We start from the raw sequence: 24,122 nt of genomic DNA, 5'->3' as shown, positions 1-24,122 counted from the left end.
AGCCCCAGCGGAATGTCCGCCGAGGCGAAGAGGCGATATCCCAGAACATTTCCGTCCGCCCCGAGGGCGATGCCGGTCAGGATGAGGGCGATGTTCGGGGCGAGATAAACGGCATCCGGATTCTTTGGGGGTCCGGGTAAGGCGTCGCGGGGCATTCGTCGGCTCCAGGTAACTCAAGGAGTGTCAGGCGGTCTTCGCGGTGCGTGCTGATGTGCAAGTCCGGTTCCGTCGGAGAGTCGGATGGTTCGTCGCGCGCCGGTGATGCGAGGTGGGCGGCTCGGCCCGTCTGCTGCCGGGCCCGATGTCGTGCGGCCTGTCTTGTGGACGGCCCGTCATCTGGCCCCGTACCGCCGGACGTGTCGGCCAGATTGTTGACACAAGCGTTGACGATACTCCGGGAGCATAGCTACTGTCCTCAATCGCGAGATGCTTGTTCTGCAAAGTAGGACTAGATGAGCCTCCTTGCCGAAGGCCGGCGAGAGGTCCGCCAAGAGCCGCCGGCCGTCTCCGCACGCGTCTGGGCATGACGTGTGCGACGGCTGTGGCGGATGTCGCTTCGATTGCTGCCCGCAGCACGGCATCGCTCCGAACGGCGTGGGTGCCGCGCTCGCTCCGCTTCTCAAGGAGTACGTAACGTGGTGGTGTCTGGGTCTTTCCTGTCGGGGCTGGGACTCCCGGCCAGTGCGGTCGCCGGTCTGCCCGGTGGTGCCGCATACGCCCTCATGGGCGTCGGACTGGTGCTGCTGTACCAGATGGGTGGCGTGCTCAGTCTGTGCCAGAGCGCGATCGGGGTCTTCGGCGCCGTGCTCTTCCAGGGCTGGTACGACTCCGGCCGGTCGATGTGGCTGGCCCTGCCGGCCGGCCTGCTGCTCAGCGCCGCACTGGCGGCCGCGGTCGGCTGGCTGATGACCAGGTGGTTCGCCGACAAATCCCTCCTGATCCGTTCGGCCGTGACCATCGCGTGTGCCGTCAGCTTCTCCGCGCTGGCGCTGCGTCTGTACGGCACGGACAGCCTCGTCTTCCCCTTCCTCCTCCCGGCGGCCCGGTTCGAGGTCGCCTCCGTGATCGTGAGCGCCAACACGGTGCTCGCACTGGCCCTGGCGGCGGTCACCGGAGCCGGCATGTGGGCGCTGTTGCGCTTCAGCCGGCTGGGGGTGTGGCTGAAGGCGATGGCCGAGCGAGCCCCGGCCGCGGAGCTGCTGGGCGCGCCGGTGCGCATCCTGAACGTGGGCCTGTGGGCCTTCAGCGGGGCGCTCGCCGCCCTCGCCCTGATCGTCATAGCTCCCACCCAACAGAGCGACGTCTCCAGCCTGGGCACTGTCGCTCTCCCCGCTCTGGCCGCCGCTCTCATCGGCGGCTTCCGCAGTTTCGGGGTGACCATCGCCGTCGGCATCGCCATCGGTGTCCTGGAAAGCGTGATCATGGCGAGCAGCCTTGCCGCGTACAACTCGCTGGTGAGCGTCGCGCTGGTCCTCGGTGTCCTGCTCTGGTCCCGGCGAGGGGACGTGTGGAATGAGGCACGCTGACCCGCGGGGCGTGGTCCCCGGCGAACCGTCGACGGCCGAGGCCGAGGCCGTGGCAGCGCCGACCGGGCCTCGTCCGAGCGCCTGGCGCGACATGACGACGCCCCTTCGGCAGATGTGGGAGAGAGCCGCCGCGTGGACCGATGCCCGGCCGACGGCCCGGCAGTGGGCGTTCCCCGCCCTGCTGACGGTGACAGCCGCCGTGCTGGGTGTCGTATCGCCCCCTTACTGGGGCTACTTGGGCGTCAACGCGGTCACCACCGCCCTCCTGGCCCTGTCCGTCGGACTGGTCTTCAACCGTGCCGGAATGCTCGCGTTGTGCCCCATGAGCTTCGCGGCGATGGGAGCCTGGGCGGCCGGCTGGCTGACCGTCGAGCACTCCGTTCCCTTCCTCCTCGTGCTGCCCGCCGCGGCCCTGCTCTCCGTCCCCGCCGGCCTGGTGGTCGGGGCGCTCGCCGTCCGTCTGAGGGGCATGTACCTCGCCATCGCCACGCTGGCCCTCGCGTCGGTCACCGAGCCCCTGCTGGCCCGGTTCCCCGTTCCCGGGGTGTGGGAGGGACGGGCGGTGCCGCGCCCGGGAGGGGCGCAGTCGCAGTCGGCCTACTTCCTCCTGGCCCTCGCCGTACTCGTCGTGATCGGCGTCGCCGTGACCCTCGTGATGCGGGGGCGGGGCGGAACCTCCTGGATCATGCTGCGGAGCGAGCGGGCCACCGCGGCCGCGGGCACCAGCGTGTTCCGGGCCAAGCTCGCGGTGTTCGTGGTCGGAGGCGCCATCGCCTCCGTGGCCGGCGTCCTGATGGTCGGTCAGAGCGGCCTGGTCGACAGCCCCTCCTTCGGGGTCTCGCCCTCCCTGCAGATCGTCGTGATCGCGCTGCTGGCGGGCGCGGGCCGGGTCGAGGGAGCCGTCACGGCCGGCCTGCTGGGCGCGCTGTTCTCCGAACTCCTGCTGCGTCTCGGTATCCCGGCAGACTGGTCGGGGGTGTTCTTCGGCCTCGCCGTGATGCACATCCTGAGCAAGGGCGACCAGGGCGTGGCCGGTCAGCAGCAGGCCCGGCGCGCCGAGCGCAGGGCCCGGCGCGCGGTGGCCAGGCGGGAGCGGGAATCCCCGGTCACCGGCGGGGAACCGGCGGTGACGACGATCCAGGCGACGCCCCCGACCGGACACCCGCGCCGGCCCGCCCGCGCCGAACCGGAACCCCCGGTGTTCGAAGTGTCCCGGCTCACCGTGCGGTTCGGCGCCGTGAAGGCCCTCGACGAGGTGAGCCTCCAAGTACCGCCCCGCACCGTCGTGGGACTGATCGGCCCCAACGGTGCGGGAAAGTCCACCCTGCTCGACGCGGCCACCGGGTTCGTCCCCCTGACCACCGGCACGGTGACCCTGTCCGGCACACCGCTCGACGGACGCCCGCCTCATCTGCGGGCCCGCGCCGGACTGCGCCGGACCTTCCAGCAGACCCGGATCGCCGACGACCTGACCGTGGGCCGCTACCTGAACTTCGTCACGGGCCGCACCCTGCCCCGGGACGAAGTCGAGGCGCTGGGCGACCTGTTCGACCTCCCTCCCCTCGACCGGGTAGTCGGCACACTCGACGTTCCCGCGCGACGCAAGACGGAGGTCGCCGCCGCCGTGGCCGCCCGGCCCGAGATCGTTCTCCTCGACGAGCCCGCTGCCGGACTGGGCGAGCGGGAGTCCGCCGACATGGCACGTTCCCTGCGCGGCGTTCCCGAACGGTTCGGCGCCTCGGTGCTGCTCATCGAGCACGACATCGACGTGGTCCGCACCGCCTGCACCTTGGTGACCGTCCTGGACCACGGCACGGTGTTGGCCTCCGGTTCCCCGGACGACGTGCTCGCCGCCGAGGCCGTCCGGGCCGCCTATCTCGGCACTGGAGGACAGCGGTGAACCAACCCCGTGACGGCGGTCTGACGTGCCGGAACCTCGTCGTCGAACGCGCGGGTACGACAGTGGTGCGCGGAGTCTCCCTCATCGCCGCCCCCGGCGAGGTGACCGTCCTGCTCGGCGCCAACGGAGCCGGTAAGACCACCCTGCTGGAGGGCTTGTCGGGGCTGGCTCCCGCACGCGCCGGAACGGTCCTCCTGGCCGGCCGGGACCTGACCCGGCTGTCTCCGGGGCGGCGGGCCCGAGCCGGTCTGTGCCACGTGCAGCAGGGCCATCCGGTGTTCGGCGGCCTCACCGTCGAGGAGAACCTCCTGGTGGCCGCGCCCAGCGCTCGTGTCGAGGAGGCGTACGCGTTCTTTCCCGAACTCGCGCCACTGCGTCAGCGCAGCGCGGGGCTGCTCTCGGGCGGTGAGCAGCAGATGCTCACGATCGCCCAGGCGATTCTGTCCCGACCGCAGGCCGTGCTGCTGGACGAGGTGTCCCTGGGGCTGGCACCCGCCGTCGTACGCCGACTGCTGCCACGAGTACGGGAGCTGGCCGACCAGGGGCTGGCCGTGCTGCTCGTCGAGCAGTTCGCGCACCTGGCCCTGCCCATCGGCGACCGGGCCTACGTGCTGGCAAAGGGCACGGTCGTCTTCGAGGGCGCCTGCCAGGAGTTGATGTCCGACGACCAGGTACTGCACTCCGCGTATCTGCGGACGTGAGAGCGGAGGAAGCGATGATCTGGAACAGGACGGCGGCGACGACCGCCGCGCGGGAACGGCACGGCGTCCGTGGACGTCTGCGGGCCGCGGCGCTCGCCGTCGCCCTGCTCGCCGTCGGCTGCGGCGGGCAGAACAGCTCCACCGGGACCTCCACGGCCCATGGAGCGCCCATCAAGGTGGGTGCCATGTGCGACATGACCGGCCTGTACAACTTCACCGAGGCCTGCGACGCGGCCAAGGCCTACTTCGAGAAGGTGAACAGCGAAGGAGGTGTCGCAGGCCGGCCCATCGAGTACCACGTCGAGGACTCCGCCTCCAACGCCGGTACCACGGCCCAGGTGGGCACACGGCTGGTCGACCAGACCAAGGTGGTCGCCCTCGTGGGCGGCTCCAACGGCAACCAGTGCACTCAGATCGGCCGGCTCATGGCGGCGGAGAAGGTGTACGCACTCGACGGGCAGTCGGCCGACTCGGCCTGTTGGAGAAGCCCGTACGCCACCCCGCTCAACAACGGCCCGAAGCTGAGCCTCGCCGTCTCCGCCTACTTCATGATGCGCAACCTCGGCGGAGACGACGTCTGCACCATGTGGAACAGCCGCTCCGACAGCGAGAAGGCGCTGGAGAACCTCGAACGGATCCTGAAGAAGCTCACCGGCAGCGAGTTCCGCAAGGTCCTTGAGTGGACTGGCGGCGACCTCACCCCTCTGGTCACCCAGGTCAGGCAGAACGGCTGCAAGGCCGTGATCCTCGGCGGCAGCGCGGCCACCTACGTCAGCCTCATGCAGACCGCGGCCAACCAGGGGATGACCGACGGTTCCGTCGTCTGGCTCGGGCTGGGCACCGGTTACACGGAGAAGACGCGGAAGTCGGTCCGGGCCGACGGCTACTGGTCCAACAGCGAGTTCCTGCCATGGAGTCTGGACACCGACTCGCTGAACGAGTTCCGCGCTCTGCAGAAGGAACACGGATTCCTCCTCGACAGCACGGCCGAGTCCGGTTACACCGCGGCCAAGCTGTTCGTGACCGCGCTGAAGGGGATCAAGGGCACGATCGACCGGCAGTCCGTCGGCCTGGCCCTGAAGTCGATGAAGAGCGTCTCCACCGACGGCCTGACGGCGAAGCCCTTCACCTGGGGACAGCCCAACGTCTCAGGCCAGTTCCTCGAGTTGAAGAACGGTGAATGGAGTCCCTACGGCGGTTCGACGGGCAAGTGGTACACGCTTCCCGCATCCGACGAGGACGTCAGGTCGCTGCTGACCACCGACTGAGGAGCGGTTCCACCGTGCGGTTGTCGAAGAGTCACGAGCGAGTTCAGGAGTTGCAGATGGATCCCACCCCCCGTCGGTTGTTCACCGAGGCCGCGTCGGCGGACGTCGTGATCGAGAGTCTCGGCTCCGCCGTCACACCCCGGACGCGCCGCATCCTCGGTTCCCTCGTGACACACCTCCACGCCTTCGTGAAGGACGTGCAGCTGACCGACCAGGAGTGGGAGACCGGCATCGAGTTCCTGACCGCGGCCGGACAGAAGTGCGACGCCGTACGCCAGGAGTGCATCCTGCTCTCGGACGTCCTCGGCGTCTCGATGCTGGTCGAGACCATCAATCACCGAGCCGTCCGCGAGGCCACCGAGCAGACGGTGCTCGGCCCCTTCCACCTGGTCGTGTCACCCGAGCGGGAACTCGGCGCGGACATCAACCTGACGGGCGAGGGAACACCGTGCCTGGTCACGGGGTCGGTGCGGGACATGGACGGCCGGCCGGTCCCGGGCGCGGCCGTCGACGTCTGGCAGTCGGACGCGAAGGGGTTCTACGACGTCCAGAAGCCGGGCGAGATCCCCGAGCGAAACCTGCGCGGCCTCTTCCGCACCGACGGGCAGGGCGACTTCTGGTTCCGCACCATCGTGCCGTGCCACTATCCGATTCCGATCGACGGACCCGTCGGACGCCTGCTCGCCGCGGCCGACCGCCACCCCTTCCGGCCGGCGCACATCCACTTCATCGTCGAGGCACCGGGATACGAAACGGTCACCACGCACGTCTTCGACAAGGAGGACCCGTATCTCGACACCGACGTCGTCTTCGGTGTCAAGGAGTCCCTGATCCGGACCTTCGCCGTCACCGACGACGAGGAACGCGCCGTCCGTCTCGGCCTGCCCAACCCGTTCCGTGAGGTGCGCTTCGACTGCGTCCTGCGCCCCTCCACCAGGGAGACCCGGGCCGAGACCCAGCCCTGAACACCCCGGCCCGCAGTCGCCGTAGAGAGAAAGCGCAGTGAAACGCATGGACGTCATCGTCGTCGGTGGAGGGATCGGTGGTCTCGCGACCGCGGCCTTTCTGCAGCATCGGGGCCTGCGGGCCCGTGTGTACGAACAGGCCCGGACCCTGCGACCGGTCGGTGCCGGAATCGTCCTGGCGCCCAACGCGGTCCGGCTGCTCCGCCGACTAGGGCTCACCGACGCACTGGCACGCCGGGCGCTGAAGGTACGCACCGGATGGGAGTTCCGACGCTGGCAGGACGGAGCGGTCCTGTTCTCCCAGGACATGACGGAGTGCGAGAATCTGTACGGGGAGGCGGCCTGGCTCGTACACCGCGCAGACCTTGTCGATGTCCTGCTGTCGGCGATCGATCCGGGGACCCTTCATCTAGATCACCGTTGTATCGGTGTGCGGCAGTCGGCGACACACGTCACGGCCTCCTTCGAGGGGCGCCCCCGCGCTCTCGGTGACCTGGTCATCGCCGCCGACGGAATTCACTCGCCGATCCGGGACTCCCTGATCGGACGCATCCCCGCACGCGATTCCGGCCTCTGCGCCTGGCGGGCGATGATCCCGGCCGAGCGTCTTCCCGACCGCTGTCTGTCACCCACGCAGACTCTGTGGCTCGGACCGGGACGCCACCTCGTGCACTATCCCGTGTCCGCCGGCCGGACGGTGAACGTCGTGGCGTTCACCCCGGCGTCGCCGGGCGAGACGGTCGAGTCGTGGACGGCGGAGGGCGAACCGGAGGACTTCCGGCGGGAGTTCGCGGGGTGGGCCCCGCCGGTCGGCGACCTGCTCGATGCCGTGACCGAGGTGAGCCGGTGGTCGGTCCTGGACCGCTCACCCCTCCAGGAGTACGTGCACGGGCGGGTGGCGCTGCTGGGAGACGCGGCTCACCCGATGCTGCCGTTCTTCGCCCAGGGCGCGGGACAGGCGATCGAGGACGCGGGTGCCCTGGCCGCGGCTCTCCTCGAAACGGAGGACCTGACCACGGCACTCGCGGCGTACACCCGGGTCCGGGTGCCGAGGACCGTACAGATCCAGCAGGCCAGTCACGATCGTGCCGCCGTCAACCACCTCCCGGACGGTCAAGGGCAGAAGGAACGGGACCATGCTTTCACCACGCGGGACTCCTTGCGCGACAGCGCTTGGCTCTACGACTACGACGCGCAGGCCGAGGCCCGCGAGGCACTGGCGGCTGTCGCGGGGCGTCGGCGGGCCATGGGCGGTGGCGTGGGCGGATGAGGGGCCCGGCGCCAGCGGTCCGAAGGATCCGCAGCACCGTCGAGGCAGGTCGCATCGCTATGTTCCCACTGCACCTGGGGCGGAGGGCTGGGCCAGGGCCCGGAACTCTCCGGGTGTCATGGCCGTGTGCTTACGGAAGAAGGCGCTGAACACCGTCGGGTAGGAGAAGCCGACGAGTTCGCTGATCGTGGCCGGGCTCAGCGCGGTGTGCACGAGTAGGCGTTTGGCTTCCAGGAGCACCCTGTCGTCGATGTAGCGTTTGGCGCCGCAACCGGCCGCGGCCCGGGTGGCCCGGGTCAACGTCCGTGTGCAGTAGCCGAGTCGCGTGGCGTAGTCGTCGACGCGATGGGTGCGGGTGAATCCCTCCTCGACTGCCCGGCGGAAGCGTTCGAAGGCCTCGTTCCCCGGACTCCGCTCACCGTGTGTACCGGCCAGGTGGGCGAGGCGGATGAGGATGACCGACAGCAGGCTTCTCGTGGTCTCCAGGTGCGCGTCCGCCGGGAGGTCCGCGGACGAGGCGCACTGCGCGGCCAGGGCGTCGAGCACCTGTGTCAGCGCGGCATGCCGGTCGGTGTCCGGTGTGATCACGGGGTGCCGGCGGTGTCCGAAGTCATGGATGAGCGTGTCCGTGGCCGCATTGGGGAAGCCGGTCGGAAAGACGAGCAGTCGGCCGTCGCACCGGGCGGGATCGGTCTCGAACCGCACCACTCGTCCGGGCCACACCCAGAGCCAGTCTCCTGGGCGCAGGGTGTAGGCGCCGAAGTCGACCGAACAGTGCAGCTCCCCGGCTTCGAGGGTGATCAGTTCGTGGAATCCGAGCCGCAGAGGCCGACTCAGGTCGACACCGTGGCGCCCGGCGCGGTCGAGGAGTCGGGGAAAGTCGATCACCTCGGCGCCGGGTGGTGATCCCGCCGTGGGCCGGAAGGGCACGACGTCGATCGCGAGGTCGCGGGCGGACGCGGCGTTCTGTCCGTTTTCCTTCATGGTGTGCCCGAGACTACGCCAGGGTGGGGGCACGACGGGGCCTAGCGTCTTGATCACGGGGAGGACCGGTTCAGGTGTCGGTCACCGAGCACCAGGCACCTCACTCGGTTCGGCTCGACGCGTCCGTCACAAGGAGCACCGCATGACCAAGGACAACCGCACCCACGAGGCCTGGACCGCGCTGCCCGGGCGGCCCCGGCCGTATGTGCTGCGCTCGGGGGAGGGAGAGCATTCGGTCGTCTTCGACCAGGTGGCCACGGTCCGGCTCAGCGGCGACGAGACCGGCGGGCAGTTCGGGCTGCAGATCCTGGAAGGGCCGAAGGGCGATGTGATTCCCGCGCATCTGCATCCCGACGCCCATCACACCATCTGGGTCCTGGACGGTCCGCAACCGCGCGGATGGCGGGCATCAACACCGGCGGGTTCGAACGGTTCGTGCACGCCATGGGCGTGCCGACGGATTCGCCGAGCCTCCCGGGGGCGCCGATCCCGGCCGTCCCGGAGAACTACCGGGCCGCGGGCCTGGAATTCGGCATCGAGTTCCATCCGGAGTGGGAACCCGATGCCGCGGGGCGGTGATCCGTTCCGGCGTGTGACCGGTGATTGTCCGTGCACGCTGGTTGACCCAGGCCGAATCACAGGAGTAATTAGAAGTCTAATCATAATCTCCCGTGGAGAACGCCATGACCACCGAGCCGCCACCCGTCAGCACCGCACCACCTCTGTCGGAGCCTGTCGTGCATGTACCGCTGCCGCCGGGAGGGGGGTTCCGGCGTTTTCTGGCGCTGTTCGCGCTGAACTGGCCCGGGATGCTGCTGGTGATCAGTGCGGTGCTGAGCGGGAAGCTGCAGGGGAGCCTGGTCGACGACCTGCCCACCTCCCACGCCGGTCTGTTCACGCTGGTGTTCGCGCTGGCGAGCCTGCTGGGCATCCCCTTTGCCGTGAAGGCGGGTGACCTGTACGGCAAGAAGCGGGTGCTGTACGTCGCCTGTGTCTTCGGTCTGATCGGCCATGTCGCCACCGCGCTCGCGCCCACGTTCGGCTTCGCCCTGGCCGCGCACGCCGTGACCGGCCTGTACACCTCGGCCGGTCCGATGTGCCTGTTCGCGATGCGGGACTGTTTCCCCCTCAAGCGGTTCCCGCTGGTGGTGCTGAGCATCCTCGGAGTGATCGGGGTGTTCGTGCTGGTGACGAACGCGGTGGCCGCCTCCCTCGTGGACGCGCTGGGCTGGCGCGGTTGCGTGTGGGGGCTTGCCGTGCTGACGGTGGGGGCCGTGCTGCTGCTGCGGGTGGTTCCGGACGCCCCGCCCCGGGAGATCAAGTTCAGGGACCTGGACGTCCCGAGCCGTCTTTTCGACGCCACCAGCCCGATGCTCGTCACCCTCGCAGTCGTGAAGGGCAGTGACTGGGGCTGGACATCGCCCGCCGTCCTCGGCGCCTTCGGAGCCGGTGTGCTGCTGGGCGCTGCCACCGCGGTCCGGGCCCGCGCGGCGAAGCGCCGTGCCGCGACCGCGGCGAGGGTGGTCTGACCCGTGGCACAACCTGCCGTGCGTCCGGCGCCCGAACAGTACCGATGGCGCCGGGCGCGAGGCGTTGGCCGAATACAGTCCGTCAGGCGGTGGAGTCCTGTCCGATAGAGTCTCCGTGTCGGTTTCCGGCCATGCGTGGGACGTTCACCGGCAGCAAGGGGAAGGGACAGTCGAGTTCGTGACGCCGATACGGCTGTGTCGAGTGAGGAGGCGGCCGTGGCCGACGAGGCGGCTGGACGACCCGACGGGCAGGAGTACGCCGATCACATCGCGGCACTGGCCCGACTGGCGGACGTCCGGCTGAGCCGGGAGGCGCCGCCTTCGTCGCTGGCCCGGCAGCTGCCTCCCGAGTCGTGGCGCGCGCTGTCGTTCGGGCATGGCCTGATCCAGGTGGCGAAGTGGATCGAGCGTCAGGTGGAGACCGAGTTCGCTCGCCCGGCCGGTCTGTCCTTCGCCGGTTTCCGGATGATGTCGGCGCTCAAGCTCAACGGACCCCAGGCCCCGAGCGAGTTGGCCGACCAGCTCAGCCTGTCGCGGGCGAGCGTGACCTCGTCCCTGGACACGCTGGAGCGGGCCCGGCTGGTCGTCCGGGTTCCCCAGCCGGACGACGGACGACGGCTTCTGATCACGCTGACCCCTGAGGGCGAGGGCGTGGTCGAGGAGTTCCTGAAGTGGCTCAGCGGCCAGCCGGAACAGGCCTGGTTCGAGACGCTCACCCGCGAGGAGATGGTCGTCCTGGACTATCTGCTGCGCAAAGCGGCCGCCAACCAGGGGCCCGTCCCGCGCATCCGCCGGAAGGCGGAGGACGGGACGGGCGGCACGGCTGCGGCAGGTGCGCGGCGGCCCGGACCTCAGAAGGGGTAGGCCGGGATCTCGCTCTGCGCGGTGACCCACTGCACCTCGGTGAAGGCCTCCAGGTTGGCCTCCGGGCCGCCGAAGCGGGCGCCGGTACCAGAGGCGCCCTGGCCGCCGAACGGGGCGACGGGCTCGTCCGCGACCGTCTGGTCGTTGATGTGCACCGCGCCGACCGGGATCCGCTCGGCGAGTTCCATCGCCTTGAGGCCGTCACCGGTGAGGATGCCCAGCTTGAGCCCGTACGTGGTGTCGGTGGCCAGGGCGATGGCCTCGTCGATGCTGCCGTACGCCACCACGGGCGCGACGGGGCCGAAGACCTCCTCCGCGTAGGCCGGCGCTGTCACCGGCGTGTTGGCCAGCACGGTCGGCCGGTAGAAGAGTTCCTCGAAGGTGCCGCCGGCCGCGAGCAGCGCACCGGCCTCGACGCTCTCGGTGACCAGCCGGTGAATGGTGTCGCGCTGCCCGGCGTCGATGACCGGGCCGAGAGCCACGTCCCCGGCGTGCGGGTCGCCGACCGTCAGGGCCTCGGCGTGCCGGGCCAGGGCCGCGGTGTAGTCGGCGACGATCGCGGAGTCCACGATGTGCCGGCCGGTGGTCATGCAGATCTGGCCCTGGTGCAGGAAGGAGCCGAACGCGCCGGCGGAGACGGCCCTGTCGAGGTCGACGTCGGCGGTGACGATCAGGGCGGAGTTGCCGCCCAGCTCCAGGTGGGCACGCTTGAGGTGGTCGGCGGCCAGCCGGCCGACGATCCGCCCGGCGCGGGTGGAGCCGGTGAAGGAGACGACCCGCACCGCCGGGTCCGTGACGACGGCCTCGCCCACGTCCGCACCGCCCGGCAGCACCGACAGCAGCCCCTCGGGCAGACCCGCCTCCTCGAAGACCCGGGCCAGGACGATCCCGCCGCACACGGCGGTACGCGGGTCGGGCTTGAGGATCACCGCGTTGCCCAGCGCGAGCGCCGGGGCCACCGAACGGATCGACAGGATGAGCGGGAAGTTGAACGGGGCGATGACGCCGACCACTCCGGCGGGGACCCGCCGGGACAGGCTCAGCCGCCGCTGCCCGCTGCGCAGCACCTCGCCGAACGGGTGCGAGGCGAGCGCGGCCGCCTCGAAGCACTCCTCGGCGGCGGTGTGGGTCTCCAGGCCGGCCTTGGGCGGGGTCGAACCGGCCTCGCGGACGATCCACTCCTGGATCTCCTGCGCCTTCTCCTCGAACAGGTTCCCGGCCCGGCGCAGCAAGGCCGCCCGCTGGTCGTAGGTGAGGGCCGCCCAGGCGCGCTGGGCCTCGACCGCGCGCGCGGTCGCCTTGGCCACGTCCGCGGGCGTGGCCGTGCCCAGGCGGGCCAGTTCCTTGCCGGTGGCGGGCTCCACCACCGAGCGGTCCTCGCCGGAGCCGGCCACCCACCCTCCCAGGTGGATTCTGGACTGCCACAGGGATTCGTTCAGCCACGTCATGGCTCTACTCCTCGTCGAGTATGTCGAAGTACGGGGTCCGGGTCGCCGCCGAGCGGCGGGGGAGACAGGCTGACCGGGGCGCCCGCGCCGCTCAGGCGGGCGCCCCGGGGCATGGGGCCGGGATCAGGAGGCGGAGCCCGGACGGTGGTAGGAGGTACCGGCCGCGAGGTCCTCGTCGCCGACCCAGCTGCCGTGGAAGGTCAGGCGGATGCGCGTCGGGATCCGGATCGTGGCCACCGGCTCGCCGTCGACGTTCTGGGCGTCGAGGATGACGAGATCCGTGACCATCTCCCTCTCGCGGTTCACGTGGACCAGCAGGTAGCCCTCGCCCTCGGCGGCTTCCCGGTGGGCGGGGACGAAGACCGGCTCCATGCTCGCGGAACCGTCACCGGGGTCCCAGGCGCGAACCTCACCGGTCTCGTGGTCGATGTGGGCGATGCCCACCTTGAAGCCCGGGAGCATCACCAGGGAGTAGCCGTGCCGGTAGGGCTGGCCGACGAAGCGGTCGTCGCAGCGCGACATGGCGCCGGTGTTGTGGCCCGGCGGCAGCTCGAACTTGAGGTCGAACTCGTCTCCGCCGTCCAGGTCCAGTGTGACGCGGCAGAGGCGGAAGATGTCGTCCATCGAAGCGGGCGGCGGGTAGGGGGCTCCGTCGTGGTTCGGGAAGGCGATGAACCCGGTGTCGGAGTAGTCCACGTCGAGGACGATCCTGCTGCCGTCGACATGGCCGTTCATGATGTGCGAGCCGAAGAAGGCGGGACCGTTGAACCAGCGGATGTCCTCGGCGGTGCCGTCGACCGGCAGGACGGCGAAGTACGCCTTCTCGTCCCGGTGCCACTGGTAGTACGGACCGCCCGCCCTGACCACGTCCATGTCGGTGATCAGCGGGAAGAAGCCGAAGACGACGTAGTCGCCGGCCAGTGCGTAGTCGTGCACGGTGGCCGCGTACGGGGCCTCGAACCACACCTCCTTGACGACCTTGCCGCTGGTGTCGATGCGGTAGTAGGCCATGTCCTTGGTGCCGTCGCCCTTGGCCTGGTAGGCGAAGGTGTGCATCTCGTCGGTGAGGGCGTCGATCTTCGGGTGGGCCGACAGCCAGGGCGCGGTGACCTGGCCTTCGAAGTCGACCTTTTCCTTGGTCTCCAGGGTGACCGGGTCCAGCTCGATCGGCAGACCGTCCTCCTTGAGGGCCAGGAGGCGGCCGGAGTGCCACACGACGTGCGTGTTGGAGGTGGTCGGGTCGAGTTCGGCCGCCAGCTCGTCGTTGGTGTAGCGGTTGCGGTAGCGGCCGAAGAGTGAGCGGCGGGCCTTCTCCTGGGCGAGGAAGCGCTCGTTGCGGACCCAGCGGCTGCGGTAGTCGACGTGCCCGTTCTCGAAGCGGAACCGGTGGACCATGCCCTCGCCGTTGAAGTACTCCTCGTAGGCGACGAGCATGTCGAAGTCGGCCTTCTCGACGCCGAGGCGCGGCGGGTACTGGGTCTCCGGCCCGCATCGGTACAGCGTGCCGTTGAGCGCCTCCGGCACCGCACCCTGGATCACCTCCAGGTCGTGGATGTCGGACTCGGCCCGGACGGGCTCGTTGAAGCCCTGGAAAAGTGAGATCTCGGGGAAGCGGATCGGTTCGGCCATCGGTGGGCTCCTGTTCATCGTGAGCGTGCGGCTGTCGTCGGGCCGGGCATCCGAGGAACTGATTAGATATCTAACTAGTTCCCCGCAGGTTAGGAGGCGGCGCGGGGGTGGTCAATCCCTGCGGCTCGCCCCGCTCGTCTGTCTACAGAGTACGCATCAAGTGCCGATTCCGCAAAACTTGCGGAGTATGCAATAATAGGTTTCATGAGTCCCTCTGGTGAAACCCTGCGTGAGCGTCGGCGTCGTGAGACGCGCGACGAGATCCATGCGGCGGCGCTGCGCCTGGCTCGGGGCCGCGGGTTCGACAAGATCACCGTGGACATGATCAGTGCGGAGTCCGGCGTCTCCGCGCGCACGTTCTTCAACTACTTCCCGAGCAAGGAAGACGCCATCGTGCTCGGCCCCGCCGTCCTGCCCCGGGCGGTCGTGCGTGAATTCGCGGCGCTCGGGCCGGCCCACCCGAGGGACGTGCTCGCCGATCTGACCCGTGCGCTGGTGGCCGACATCGCGGCCCACGGGCCCAGGCGCGAGGAGATGCAGGCCATCTTCCTGCTCACGCACGACCATCCGACCGTCCTGGCCGCCATGCTGACCCGCTTCGACCAATTCCAGCGCTCCGTGGCGGAGGCGGTCGCGGAACGCCTGGGGCAGCGACCGGAGGACGAGGTGCCCAGCATGGTCGCCGCTCTCGCGCTGGCCGCGGTCCGTGTCGGCCTGGAGCGCTGGACGGCCGACGACTCACCGGAGCGCGACGACTCGGCCGTGCCGTACGTGGAGCGCTCCGCAGACCTCCTGCACACACTCCTCACGCCCAGAGACGCGGCCGGTCCCAGGGCCGTTCGCCTCGCCACCCACCCGATGACCCGAACTCGGAGACCCGATGAGTGACACCGTCCCCGCGGCACCTTCGTCGGAGGAGCAGACCTCCTCCGGCGGGCCGGGCCGCTTCGGCCTCATATACGCCGGCCTGATGGCCGTGATGCTGCTGTCCGCGCTCGACCAGACCATCGTCAGCACCGCCCTGCCCACCATCGTCGGCGAACTGCACGGTGTGAACCACATGGCCTGGGTGACCACCGCCTACATCCTGGCCGCCACCATCGCCATGCCGATCTACGGCCGCCTCGGCGACCTGCTCGGCCGCAAGAACCTCTACATCGGCGGCATCGTCGTCTTCCTCGCCGGTTCGGTGATCGCCGGTTCCGCGCAGGACATGACGATGCTGATCGTCGGCCGGGCCATCCAGGGACTGGGCGGCGGCGGTCTGATGATCACCTCGCAGGCGATCGTCGCCGACCTCGTACCGCCCCGCCAGCGCGCCAAGTACATGACCCCCATCGGTGCCATCTTCGGCCTCTCCGCCGTCATCGGCCCGCTGCTCGGCGGCTGGTTCACCGACAGCGTCGGCTGGCGCTGGTGCTTCTGGATCAACCTGCCGGTGGGCCTGGTCGCGCTCACCCTGTGCACCCTGGTCCTGCGCCTGCCGCGCAAGGCGGCCAAGGTCACCATCGACTACCTCGGTATCACCCTCATGGCGGCCGCGGTCGCCTGCACCGTCCTGGTCGCCGACTGGGGCGGCACCGACTACGCCTGGAGCGACCCGCTGATCCTCGGCCTGGCCGCCGCCGGTGTGGCCGCCTGGTCCCTGTTCTTCTTCTCGCAGAGCCGGGCCACCGAGCCGATCATCCCCCTGCGCCTGTTCCACAGCCGAATCTTCAACATCGCCACGCTCATCGGCATGATCGTGGTCGGTGTCGGTATGTTCGCCGTCGTCAGCTACATGCCGACCTACCTGCAGATGGTCTACGGCGTCAGCGCCACCGAGTCCGGCTGGCTGCTGCTGCCGATGATCGTGGGTCTGATGGGCGCGAGCATCCCTGTCGGACAGGTGATGAGCCGGACCGGCCGCTACAAGATCTACCCGATCATCGGATCGACCGTCGTCGCGGTCACTGCCCTTCTGCTCTCCACCATCGACGTCAACACTCCGCTCGCCCAGCTCTGCGCGTACCTCTTCCTGCTGGGTGCCGGCATCGGTCTGATGCTGCAGGTGCTCGTGCTCGCGGTGCAGAACGCGTTCCCGTCGAGCGACGTCGGCACCGCGACCTCCGCGAACAACTTCTTCCGCGAGATCGGCGCGACGATGGGTACCGCGGCGGTCGGCGCGGTCTTCACCAGCAGGCTGAGCGACCAGCTCGCCTCCCGCCTGTCGCAGAGCGACCTGAAGGTGGTCGGCAGCACCGACTCCCTGACCCCCACCCTGGTCCACTCTCTTCCGGCCAAGATCCAGGACGCGGTCATCGGCGCCTACCAGCACGCCCTCACCCCGGTCTTCCGCTACCTGGTGCCCCTCTTCGTGGTCGGTATCGTCCTCGCCTTCCTGCTCCCCGAGAAGCGCCTCACCGACGACGACCCGGGCGAGGGCGGGGCGGCGGCCCCGGACACGGAGCCCCAGGGCCAGGGACCGAAGGCCGTGTCGGTCGGCTGACGACGGGCTGAGAGGCCCGCCTGCTCCACGGCGAGAGCGCCGTGGAGCAGGCGGGCCTCTTCGTTGTGCGAGGGCCCGCGACGGCCGGCGGCGCGGCGCCTGTTCGCCACCGCTGTCCAGTACGAGCCGGTCCTGGACCAGGCCGGGCGATCATCCTCGCTTTCCGGAGGGGGAAGCTTCGACTCCCGGAGGGGACAACTGCGCCGAGGACACGCGGACAGCCGTACCACTTGCGGGGCTGTAGTGCTCCGGCCGCTCGGTCACGCGGGCTTCTCGGGCAGCGAAAGGGGGCCGCCACGTCCATGGCGGCCCCCCTCATGGATATCGCTCCCGACGTCAGGCCGCCGTCGGAGGCGGGAACCCGGGCGGAGGAGCCATCGGCCCGCCGGGCGGCGGGGACATCATCGCCGCACCGGGCGGGGGCATCATCGGGCCCCCGGGCACGGCGGAGGCGTTGATGACCACGGTCTTGGACTGGGTGTGGTTGAGGACGGAGTCGGCGCCCATGGTGCGGCCGAAGCCGCTGTGCTTGTAGCCGCCGAAGGGAGCGCCGATCACCTGGAACGAGTCCCCGGCGTTCACGGTCACCTGCCCGGCCTGGAGGGCCTTGGCGACCCGGATCGCGCGTCCGGTGTCACGGGTCCAGAGGTAGGCGGCCAGGCCGTACTCCGTGTCGTTGGCGACGGCCACCGCCTCGCTCTCGTCGGCCACCGGCAGTACCGAGAGCACCGGACCGAAGATCTCCTCCTGGGCGATGCGCATGCTCCGCTCGACATCGTCGAACAGCGTCGGCTCCACGAAGAGGCCACCCGGGTCGCCGCCACCGGTGACCAGCGTGGCGCCCTCCTTCCGGCCCACCTCGATGTAACCCATCACCCGCTCCTTCTGCTTTCGGTTGATCAGCGGGCCCATGTCCGCCTGCTCGTCCCAGCGGCCGATGCGAACCGCTTCGAGGGCCTGCGCGATCCGGTCCACCACCTCGGCCCGGACGCTCTCCTCCACCACCAGTCGGGTGCCGGCCATACAGATCTGGCCGGTGTTGAACGTGATGCCCCGGACGATGGCCGGTACGGCGGCGTCCAGGTCGGCATCGGCGAACACCACCTGGGGGGACTTGCCGCCCAGTTCGAGATGGAGCGGGGTGTGGTTCTTGGCGCACGCGGCCATCACCGCCGCGCCCACGGCCGGCGAGCCGGTGAAGCTCATCCGGCGGATGCCGGGGTGCGCGGCGAGCGCGGCGCCGGCCTCGTGGCCGTAGCCGGTGACGACGTTGATGACGCCGGCCGGGATACCCGCCCGCTCTGCGAGGGCGGCCAGCGCCAGCGCCGCCAGCGGAGCGTCCTCGGCCGGCTTGACGACGATGGTGTTGCCCGCACCGATGGCGGGGGCGACGTCCCCGACGAACATCGCCGCCGGCGCGTTCCACGGGATGATCGAGCCGACGACGCCGTACGGCTCGCGCAGGGTGAACCCGAGGGCGTCGGGGGAGTGGACGGGCAGGGTCAGGCCGGTCACCTTGTCCACCTGGCCGGCCACGAAGTCCAGCGCCAGGAACAACGGAATGGCCTGGCCCAGCGGCCTGCCGACCTCCATGCACTCGATCAGTTCCAGGGACACGGCGTGCTCCATCGTCAACCGGCCCCACTGGCGCAGGAGTTCGGCCCGGATGCCGGGGTCGGTGGCTGCCCAGGCGGGCTGCGCGGCCTGCGCGGCCGCCACGGCGTCGTCGATGTCGGCTCCGGTGGCGCGTGGTACGTGCGACAACGGTTGTTCGGTCGCCGGGTTGAGGACGGCGATACGGTCCCCGCCGCGCGCCGGGACCCATCGCCCGCCGATGAGCTGGGTGCCCTCCTGGGGCGCCGGGTCCGGCAGGGCGGTGGAGTTCTGTGCGGAGGTGGTCATGGACTCTTCCTTACGTGTGGGGAGTCATGGGTGCGGGAGGTCCCGTCAGACGACGGGCTCGGGTCCGTGCGGGGTGGGGCCCGCGGTGATCTCGGACGCGGGCCGGATACGGGGGATGAGCAGGGAGAGCAGCAGGGCCACGGCCATGAAGGCGGCCAGGGTCAGATAGGCGGCGCGGTAGCCGGAGTCGCGGTAGAACGCGGTTCCCTTGAGGACCGTGCCGCCCACGGCCAGGGCCAGGAACATGCACTGCGTGCTGAGCGTGGTGACCAGGTTGGCCGCGGTGAGCTGCATACCGCTCGCCACACCCTGCGCCGACCTGTCGACCACGCTCATCAGCAGGATCGGTGAACAGGCCATCACCATGCCGGCGCCGAGGTAGCTCGGGACGCCGGCGAGGATGACCTGTACCTCGTCCGCGTGGAAGTACGCCTGCGCCACCAGGCCGCAGGCCGCGAGCAACAGCCCGCACAGCCAGGGCAGCCTTGGGTCGGCACGGCCGGCGAGCCGCCCGGCGAGCAGACCGGCCAGCAGGAAGACGAGGCCGCACGGCATGATCACGAGCGCTTGGTGGGTGGCGGACCAGCCGAGCCCGTCCGAGACCCCGGGGATCCGTGGGTAGAGCGCCAGATAGATGATCAGCGTGCCGCCCGTCCACGCCGCACCCTGGCCGACGGCCGTGGCGGCCAGGACCGTGCCGAGATCACGGCGTGCCAGGAGCCGTACGTCCAGCAGCGGCCGCGCGGCCCGGCGTTCCACCAGGACGAAGAGCACGGTGAGCAGGATTCCGATGTAGAGCGTCCCCTGGAAGGGGCCACTGGTCCAGCCCGCCGTTCCGCCGATGCCGAGGGCGGAACTGAGCATCGCGGCCGCCCCGCCGAGCGTGAGACCGCCCGCCCAGTCGAAGCCGGCCCGCTCCCCGGTGCCCGGAAGCTCGGGCACCAGTGTCACCGCCAGCAGCAGGGCGAGTGCGACACCGGCGACGATCGTCCAGAGCACGGCGCGGAAGCCGAACCGGTCGAGCAACTGCCCGCCCAGCAGCGGGCCGAGCACGATCACCGCGCCCATGGCGGCGCCGATCGCGCCGGTGGCCGTGCCCACGTGACGAGGCGGGAACAGGTCCCGGACGGCGGACACCACGAGTGCGGTCACCGGCAGATACAGGGATGCGACCAGGCGTCCGGCCAGCATCACTTCATAGCTCGACGCCGACGCCTGCAGAATGTCCCCCAGCAGACCGGCGCCGATGACGGCTACTAGCACACGCTTGCGGCCGAAGACATCACCGGCCCTGGTGACGAAGGGGGTGAACAACGCCCCGCCCAGTGCGTAGACCAGTGTGAACCAGGCGATCTGCGTCGTGTGGTAGTGCTGGGCGATCGAGGCGGCCGACACCGAGGTGAGGATGCCGGCCAGCATGAACAGTTGGGCCGGCCAGACCAGGGCCAGCAGGATGAGTACGGCGCGGGCGCCGAGGCGTTCCGGTGCGGCCGCCGAGGCGGCTTGGACGTCCTGGGGCACGGGCGGAGTACGCGTCATCGCGTGTCCTTCCGGAGCGGGTGGTCACGGTCGCGGTAGGCGCCGTGAGCCACGGGTGCCGACGGAGTTCCGGTGGAAGGGGGGCGGCCGTCGCCGACGACGAGCGGCGTGTCGGGTCTGCGGCGGCGCGGCAGGGTGGGCGATCCGGGGAATCGGCAGGCCGTCAGGAGCGCGGTGCTCCGGCGGCCGCGTCGGCCGCGGCCTGGGCCCGGGCGACATCAGCCGTGCGGTGCGCGTTGCGGTGGTGCAACTCGGGCTGGGCGACGCCGAGGATCGAGCGGCCCCGCATCTCGGCCATCTCCTCCAGCCGGAACATCCGGTGCGTCGCCATGACACGGGCGTCCCGCGCGAACCGCTGGATGGGATTGCGCAGGCTCACCGTCGAGGACCCCAGGGCGATCTGGAGCATGTCGATGGCGTCGGCGCACAGCCGCACGGAGTAGACCAGATCCATCGAGATGGCCGAACTCCGCTCCATACCGATGTCCGCCCCCACCTGCGCGCACCAGTCCAGGGTGTCGGCGTGGCCGTGAATGAGCGAGCGAGCCGCACTGATCATCGCCTGGGCGCGGGCGGCCGTCACCTGCGCCGTCGGCATCTCCGCGACCGTGGGGTAGGAGAGGCCGAACGGCACTCGCTTGCGTGCCTGTTCGACGAAGCACTCCAGGGCTCCTTCGGCCATGCCCAGGGCGACCGGAGCGGCGTTGAGCGCGACCACGACGGCTCCCGCGCTCGGTCCGTAGCGCAGTCCGAGACCGTCGTAGCGGGTGGGCAGTTCCGCCATGCGCCGGGGGAAATCCGCCATGTCCGCGAAACGGTGCTCGGGGACGAACACCTCGCCGTCGACGGTGATCCCGTTGCTGTTGGAGGCCTTCAGGCCCATCACGTGCCAGTCGTCGAGCAGGTGGTACTGCTCTCGCGGGATGATCGCCGTGCCCCGTTGCGGGCGACCCCCCTCATCGTGGAACTCGACGCCGACCATCGCCCAGGCCGCATGTCCGCAGGAACTCGCGAAGCGCCAGTCCCCGCTCACCAGCCAGCCGCCCTGGGTCCGGCGCGCGCGGCCACCGCGGATGTCGAGGATGGAGGCGTTGCAGGTCAGCGGCCCGACCCAGCCGTCGTCGACGGCGAAGAGCTCGTCGACCGTGCGTTTCGGGTAACCGAGTAGCAGGCGGATACCGGTGCCCGCCCAGACCGTCCACCCCGCCGAACCGTCACCACGGGCGGCCGTCGCGATGATCTCCGCGATGTCCCGGGCTCCGAGCGCGTGCCCGCCGTATTCCAGAGGGTGCGCGATCCTGAACGCACCCGTGCTGTCGAGGGCTTTGAGCGCGGTGGGGGTGAGGCTGCCGAGCTCCTCGCTCTGTGTGCCCTCCTGCCGCAGCACCGGCACGATCTCGGCCACCCGGTCGCGGATCTCCCGGCCGACGGGGGTCAGGAACTCCGGATCAGGTCCGCTCGGGGCTTCGTAGGGGGGCTCCGGGGGAAGTACGGGAGGCGTGGGCATGGCGGCTCCTTCACACGACACGGTCTTGCCGACGGGTTCTGTGCGGTGACAGGGACGCGCCGGTTCCCCGTGGAACGGTGGTCATGGCCGGGGTCGGCGGACACGGGGCAGGGGACCGGGCCGTGCCGACGTCGGCAGCTTCACGAGTAAAGCCAGGATCGGATGCGTGCGTCTTGGTGCGGGGCGCCAATCTTGGCGGCGATGTTGCATCCGGATGGCAATCCCGCGACGCGCAGGTGACGTCGCGGAGGCGGGGGCCTGCCTGGCCGGAGCGTTGCGGTCGGTGTTGTCGGCAGGCTTGCCCGCCTGCTGGCCTGCCCCTAGCCTGAGATTGTAGTTAGATTTCTAACTTTCTTGGAGGGTGCCGATGTCGATCCCGCGCAGCCCATGGGTGCGTGAACTCGCGCCTGTCGGCGATCTGCCCGTGACGCCCGTGTGCGGCACGGAGGCCGTGGCCGTGGCGGAGGCCGAACTGGGCCCCGGCCCCGTGGCCTGGGCGGTCGAGACCTGCGCGAGACTCAGCGACTCGGCGCCGGCGGGCGGCTACTCCGGCACCAGAGGCACGTCCCCGCAGGACGACGAGGCCCAGCGCCGCGCCCTCGAACTGGGGCTGCTCTCCATGCTGTGCGCCCTGCAGTCCGGGCGTCTGCCCACGGAGGCCGACGTGGCCGCCGAGTCCTGGAACCTGAACCAGCGCGCCCTGCGGCGCGGAATGCCCCTGGCGGGAATGTTCCGGGCCATGTGGCAGGTGCAGGGCCGCGTGCAGAGCGCGCTGCTCGAATTCCTGGCCGCGCACGGCGTCGCCCGTTCTCCTGGCGAGGCCCTCGCCCTGGCCGGGCGGCTCAACGAGGGGATGACCGCCTATCTCGAAGTGATCCAGCAGCTCTTCAAAGAGGCGTGGGAACGGGACCTGCGGCAGTGGCAGAAGAACGTGGTCGAGTCCAAGCGGAAGATGGCCCGGCGTCTGGTCGAGGGCTCCGCGAAGACGGACGAGGCCGAACGGGTCCTGGGGATCCGGCTCAAGGCCCACCACGTGGCTGTGCTCGCCGAGGAGACTCCCGGATTCCGGGACCTGGCGGGGGCGGCCCTCGGGGGCAGGGGGGCGCCGTTCGCCGAGTACGTCCACCGCAGCCTGGCCGAACCGGCCGCCCGGGCCGGTGCCCAGATCGTCTGCGTCGACCACGACGACGACACCGCAGCGGCCTGGCTGACCTTCCTCGTGCCTCCCGCGCCGGACACGCTCGCCGCCCTGCGCTCCGCCCTGGCGACCTCGGCCACTGCCTGGGCCGCGATCGGTCCGCCGCTGTTCGGGCCTGCCGGTTTCCGGCGCAGCCACCTGGTGGCCCTCCGTCTGGGCCGCTACGCGCGCTTCCATGCCCAGGGACAGGACACGGTTTTCGACCTGGACTCGGTCAACCCGGCGGCCCTGCTGGTCGACGACCATGACTTCGCACAGTGGTTCGTCGAGGCCACTCTGGGAGAGCTGGCCGACACCCGGGCGAAGATCCGGGACCTGCGTACGACCCTGCTCCACTACCTGGCCTCCGGACGCAGCCTGCGAGGAGCGGCGGAAGCCCTGCACATCGCCCCCAACACGGTCGCCTACCGGGTCAGGCATGCCGAGTGCGTGCTGCCGCACGGAGTCGAACGCGATCCGTTCGCGGTGATGCTGGCGTTGTCCCTGGCCGAGGACCTGCCCGAACTGCTGGAGCCGGACGCGTGACACGTCCGATCAGATCTGACTCCCCGTCAGTTCCCAGTTCTCTTCCCGATATCCCCCAGTCGCACCGGCCAGAGTCATGAGCTGGCCCCGCCGGGCCCAGGAGCCGCCCCCATTGTCTCCTCCCGCTTAGGAAGCCATGACTGCCACCCCCATGTCTGTTCCCACGTTCGCCTTCCAGCGCCCGGCCGTCCTCTCGCTCGCCGGATCGGGTACCGCCACCGTCGACATCGTGATCCCGGTCTACAACGAGGAGCGCGCCCTGCCGGGCTGCCTGCGTACCCTGCACACTCGGCTGCGCGAGGACTTCCCGTTCCCGTGGCGCATCACGGTCGCGGACAACGCGAGCACGGACGGCACCCTCGCCGTCGCCCGCGAGCTCGCCGACGAGCTCCCGGGCGTCGCCGTCACCCACCTCGACCGCAAGGGCCGCGGCCTGGCGCTGCGCACCGTGTGGGGCGCGAGCGAGGCGGACATCGTCGCGTACATGGACGTCGACCTCTCCACGGGGCTCGACGGCCTGCTGCCGCTGATCGCACCGCTGGCGAGCGGCCACTCCGACATCGCGATCGGCAGCCGGCTGGCGCCGGGGGCACGCACCGTGCGCGGACCCCGGCGCGAGTTCATCTCCCGCTGCTACAACGCGATCATCCGGCTCACCCACGGCGTCAAGTTCACGGACGCCCAGTGCGGCTTCAAGGCCGCCCGCACCGAGGTGCTCGGCCCGCTCCTGGAGGTGACCCAGGACGACGCCTGGTTCTTCGACACCGAGCTGCTGCTCCTCGCGGAGCACAACGGACTGCGCATCCACGAGGTCCCGGTCGACTGGGTGGAGGACATCGACACCCGGGTCGACGTGGTCGGCACCGCCAGTGACGACCT

General features: G+C 70.2%; 19 protein-coding genes. 13 read left to right on the top strand and 6 right to left on the bottom strand.

Translation table 11 applies throughout. The features are described from left to right. Positions 1 to 638 precede the first annotated feature (638 nt). The 6 genes from ACFWPQ_RS37910 to ACFWPQ_RS37885 are packed head-to-tail and all read left to right on the top strand — an operon-like array spanning position 639 to position 7,630. Positions 639 to 1,526, top strand: coding sequence for a branched-chain amino acid ABC transporter permease (locus ACFWPQ_RS37910; protein ID WP_384045333.1), 888 nt, complete (start codon positions 639 to 641; stop codon positions 1,524 to 1,526). Next, positions 1,513 to 3,426 (top strand): ATP-binding cassette domain-containing protein, encoded by a 1,914-nt coding sequence (locus tag ACFWPQ_RS37905; protein WP_384045330.1) that lies wholly within the window; start codon positions 1,513 to 1,515, stop codon positions 3,424 to 3,426. The genes ACFWPQ_RS37910 and ACFWPQ_RS37905 overlap by 14 nt, the downstream gene beginning before the upstream one ends. Continuing rightward, the gene (locus ACFWPQ_RS37900; protein WP_384045326.1) at positions 3,423 to 4,127 is read left to right on the top strand and encodes an ABC transporter ATP-binding protein; all 705 of its coding nucleotides are present in this window, start codon (positions 3,423 to 3,425) and stop codon (positions 4,125 to 4,127) included. The genes ACFWPQ_RS37905 and ACFWPQ_RS37900 overlap by 4 nt, the downstream gene beginning before the upstream one ends. Positions 4,128 to 4,141: 14 nt before the next feature. Then, a complete protein-coding gene (locus ACFWPQ_RS37895) occupies positions 4,142 to 5,395 on the top strand; it encodes an ABC transporter substrate-binding protein (RefSeq protein ID WP_384045323.1) in 1,254 nt (417 codons plus the stop codon). A 56-nt stretch (positions 5,396 to 5,451) separates the two neighbouring features. After that, positions 5,452 to 6,360: an intradiol ring-cleavage dioxygenase gene (locus tag ACFWPQ_RS37890; RefSeq protein WP_384045320.1), complete on the top strand. Its 909-nt coding sequence runs from the start codon at positions 5,452 to 5,454 to the stop codon at positions 6,358 to 6,360. Between the two features lie 46 nt (positions 6,361 to 6,406). Then, the gene (locus ACFWPQ_RS37885) at positions 6,407 to 7,630 is read left to right on the top strand and encodes an FAD-dependent monooxygenase (RefSeq protein WP_384045548.1); all 1,224 of its coding nucleotides are present in this window, start codon (positions 6,407 to 6,409) and stop codon (positions 7,628 to 7,630) included. Positions 7,631 to 7,687: 57 nt separating this feature from the next. Here ACFWPQ_RS37885 and ACFWPQ_RS37880 read toward each other — a convergent pair whose 3' ends face one another. Beyond that, on the bottom strand, positions 7,688 to 8,614 hold the full coding sequence (locus tag ACFWPQ_RS37880; protein WP_384045317.1) for a helix-turn-helix domain-containing protein: 927 nt from the start codon (positions 8,612 to 8,614) through the stop codon (positions 7,688 to 7,690). 399 nt (positions 8,615 to 9,013) lie between these two features. On the opposite strand from ACFWPQ_RS37880, the gene ACFWPQ_RS37875 reads away from it, so the two are divergent. The 3 genes from ACFWPQ_RS37875 to ACFWPQ_RS37865 all read left to right on the top strand — a co-directional run bounded on the left by ACFWPQ_RS37875 (position 9,014) and on the right by ACFWPQ_RS37865 (position 11,007). Further along, entirely contained in the window at positions 9,014 to 9,193 is a 180-nt protein-coding gene (locus tag ACFWPQ_RS37875; RefSeq protein ID WP_384045315.1) for a hypothetical protein, read from the top strand. Positions 9,194 to 9,297: 104 nt separating this feature from the next. Next, a complete protein-coding gene (locus ACFWPQ_RS37870; protein WP_384045312.1) occupies positions 9,298 to 10,143 on the top strand; it encodes an MFS transporter in 846 nt (281 codons plus the stop codon). Positions 10,144 to 10,359: 216 nt separating this feature from the next. Continuing rightward, positions 10,360 to 11,007 carry a MarR family winged helix-turn-helix transcriptional regulator gene (locus ACFWPQ_RS37865; RefSeq protein WP_384045309.1) on the top strand — a complete coding sequence of 216 codons (648 nt, stop codon included), beginning with the start codon at positions 10,360 to 10,362 and terminating at the stop codon, positions 11,005 to 11,007. Here ACFWPQ_RS37865 and ACFWPQ_RS37860 read toward each other — a convergent pair. Next, positions 10,995 to 12,455: a benzaldehyde dehydrogenase gene (locus ACFWPQ_RS37860; protein WP_384045307.1), complete on the bottom strand. Its 1,461-nt coding sequence runs from the start codon at positions 12,453 to 12,455 to the stop codon at positions 10,995 to 10,997. The genes ACFWPQ_RS37865 and ACFWPQ_RS37860 overlap by 13 nt on opposite strands. A gap of 123 nt (positions 12,456 to 12,578) precedes the next feature. After that, on the bottom strand, positions 12,579 to 14,084 hold the full coding sequence (locus ACFWPQ_RS37855; protein ID WP_384045304.1) for a carotenoid oxygenase family protein: 1,506 nt from the start codon (positions 14,082 to 14,084) through the stop codon (positions 12,579 to 12,581). A gap of 204 nt (positions 14,085 to 14,288) precedes the next feature. Here ACFWPQ_RS37855 and ACFWPQ_RS37850 point away from each other — a divergent pair, with 204 nt between their 5' ends. Then, complete coding sequence (locus ACFWPQ_RS37850) at positions 14,289 to 14,972, top strand: TetR family transcriptional regulator (protein ID WP_384045301.1); 684 nt, start codon at positions 14,289 to 14,291, stop codon at positions 14,970 to 14,972. Continuing rightward, a complete protein-coding gene (locus tag ACFWPQ_RS37845; RefSeq protein ID WP_384045298.1) occupies positions 14,965 to 16,572 on the top strand; it encodes an MDR family MFS transporter in 1,608 nt (535 codons plus the stop codon). Before ACFWPQ_RS37850 ends, ACFWPQ_RS37845 begins: the two co-directional genes overlap by 8 nt. Positions 16,573 to 16,908: 336 nt before the next feature. On the opposite strand, the gene ACFWPQ_RS37840 is transcribed toward ACFWPQ_RS37845, so the two are convergent. The 3 genes from ACFWPQ_RS37840 to ACFWPQ_RS37830 all read right to left on the bottom strand — a co-directional run bounded on the left by ACFWPQ_RS37840 (position 16,909) and on the right by ACFWPQ_RS37830 (position 21,520). Continuing rightward, a complete protein-coding gene (locus tag ACFWPQ_RS37840) occupies positions 16,909 to 18,474 on the bottom strand; it encodes an aldehyde dehydrogenase family protein (RefSeq protein ID WP_384045295.1) in 1,566 nt (521 codons plus the stop codon). Positions 18,475 to 18,519: 45 nt separating this feature from the next. Then, positions 18,520 to 20,013 carry an MFS transporter gene (locus ACFWPQ_RS37835; RefSeq protein ID WP_384045292.1) on the bottom strand — a complete coding sequence of 498 codons (1,494 nt, stop codon included), beginning with the start codon at positions 20,011 to 20,013 and terminating at the stop codon, positions 18,520 to 18,522. A 163-nt stretch (positions 20,014 to 20,176) separates the two neighbouring features. After that, positions 20,177 to 21,520, bottom strand: a complete 1,344-nt coding sequence (locus ACFWPQ_RS37830) for an acyl-CoA dehydrogenase family protein (RefSeq protein ID WP_384045289.1) — start codon at positions 21,518 to 21,520, stop codon at positions 20,177 to 20,179. 367 nt (positions 21,521 to 21,887) lie between these two features. Here ACFWPQ_RS37830 and ACFWPQ_RS37825 point away from each other — a divergent pair, with 367 nt between their 5' ends. Both ACFWPQ_RS37825 and ACFWPQ_RS37820 read left to right on the top strand, forming a co-directional pair. After that, positions 21,888 to 23,243, top strand: coding sequence for a helix-turn-helix domain-containing protein (locus ACFWPQ_RS37825; protein ID WP_384045286.1), 1,356 nt, complete (start codon positions 21,888 to 21,890; stop codon positions 23,241 to 23,243). A gap of 151 nt (positions 23,244 to 23,394) precedes the next feature. Next, positions 23,395 to 24,122, top strand: a 728-nt coding sequence (locus ACFWPQ_RS37820) for a dolichyl-phosphate beta-glucosyltransferase (protein WP_384045284.1), incomplete at its 3' end; no start/stop codon positions are given.

Source organism: Streptomyces sp. NPDC058464, assembly GCF_042721035.1.
Lineage (GTDB): Bacteria > Actinomycetota > Actinomycetes > Streptomycetales > Streptomycetaceae > Streptomyces.
Note: the sequence above shows the minus strand (reverse complement) of the source record. Positions and strands in the feature narration are given on the sequence as shown.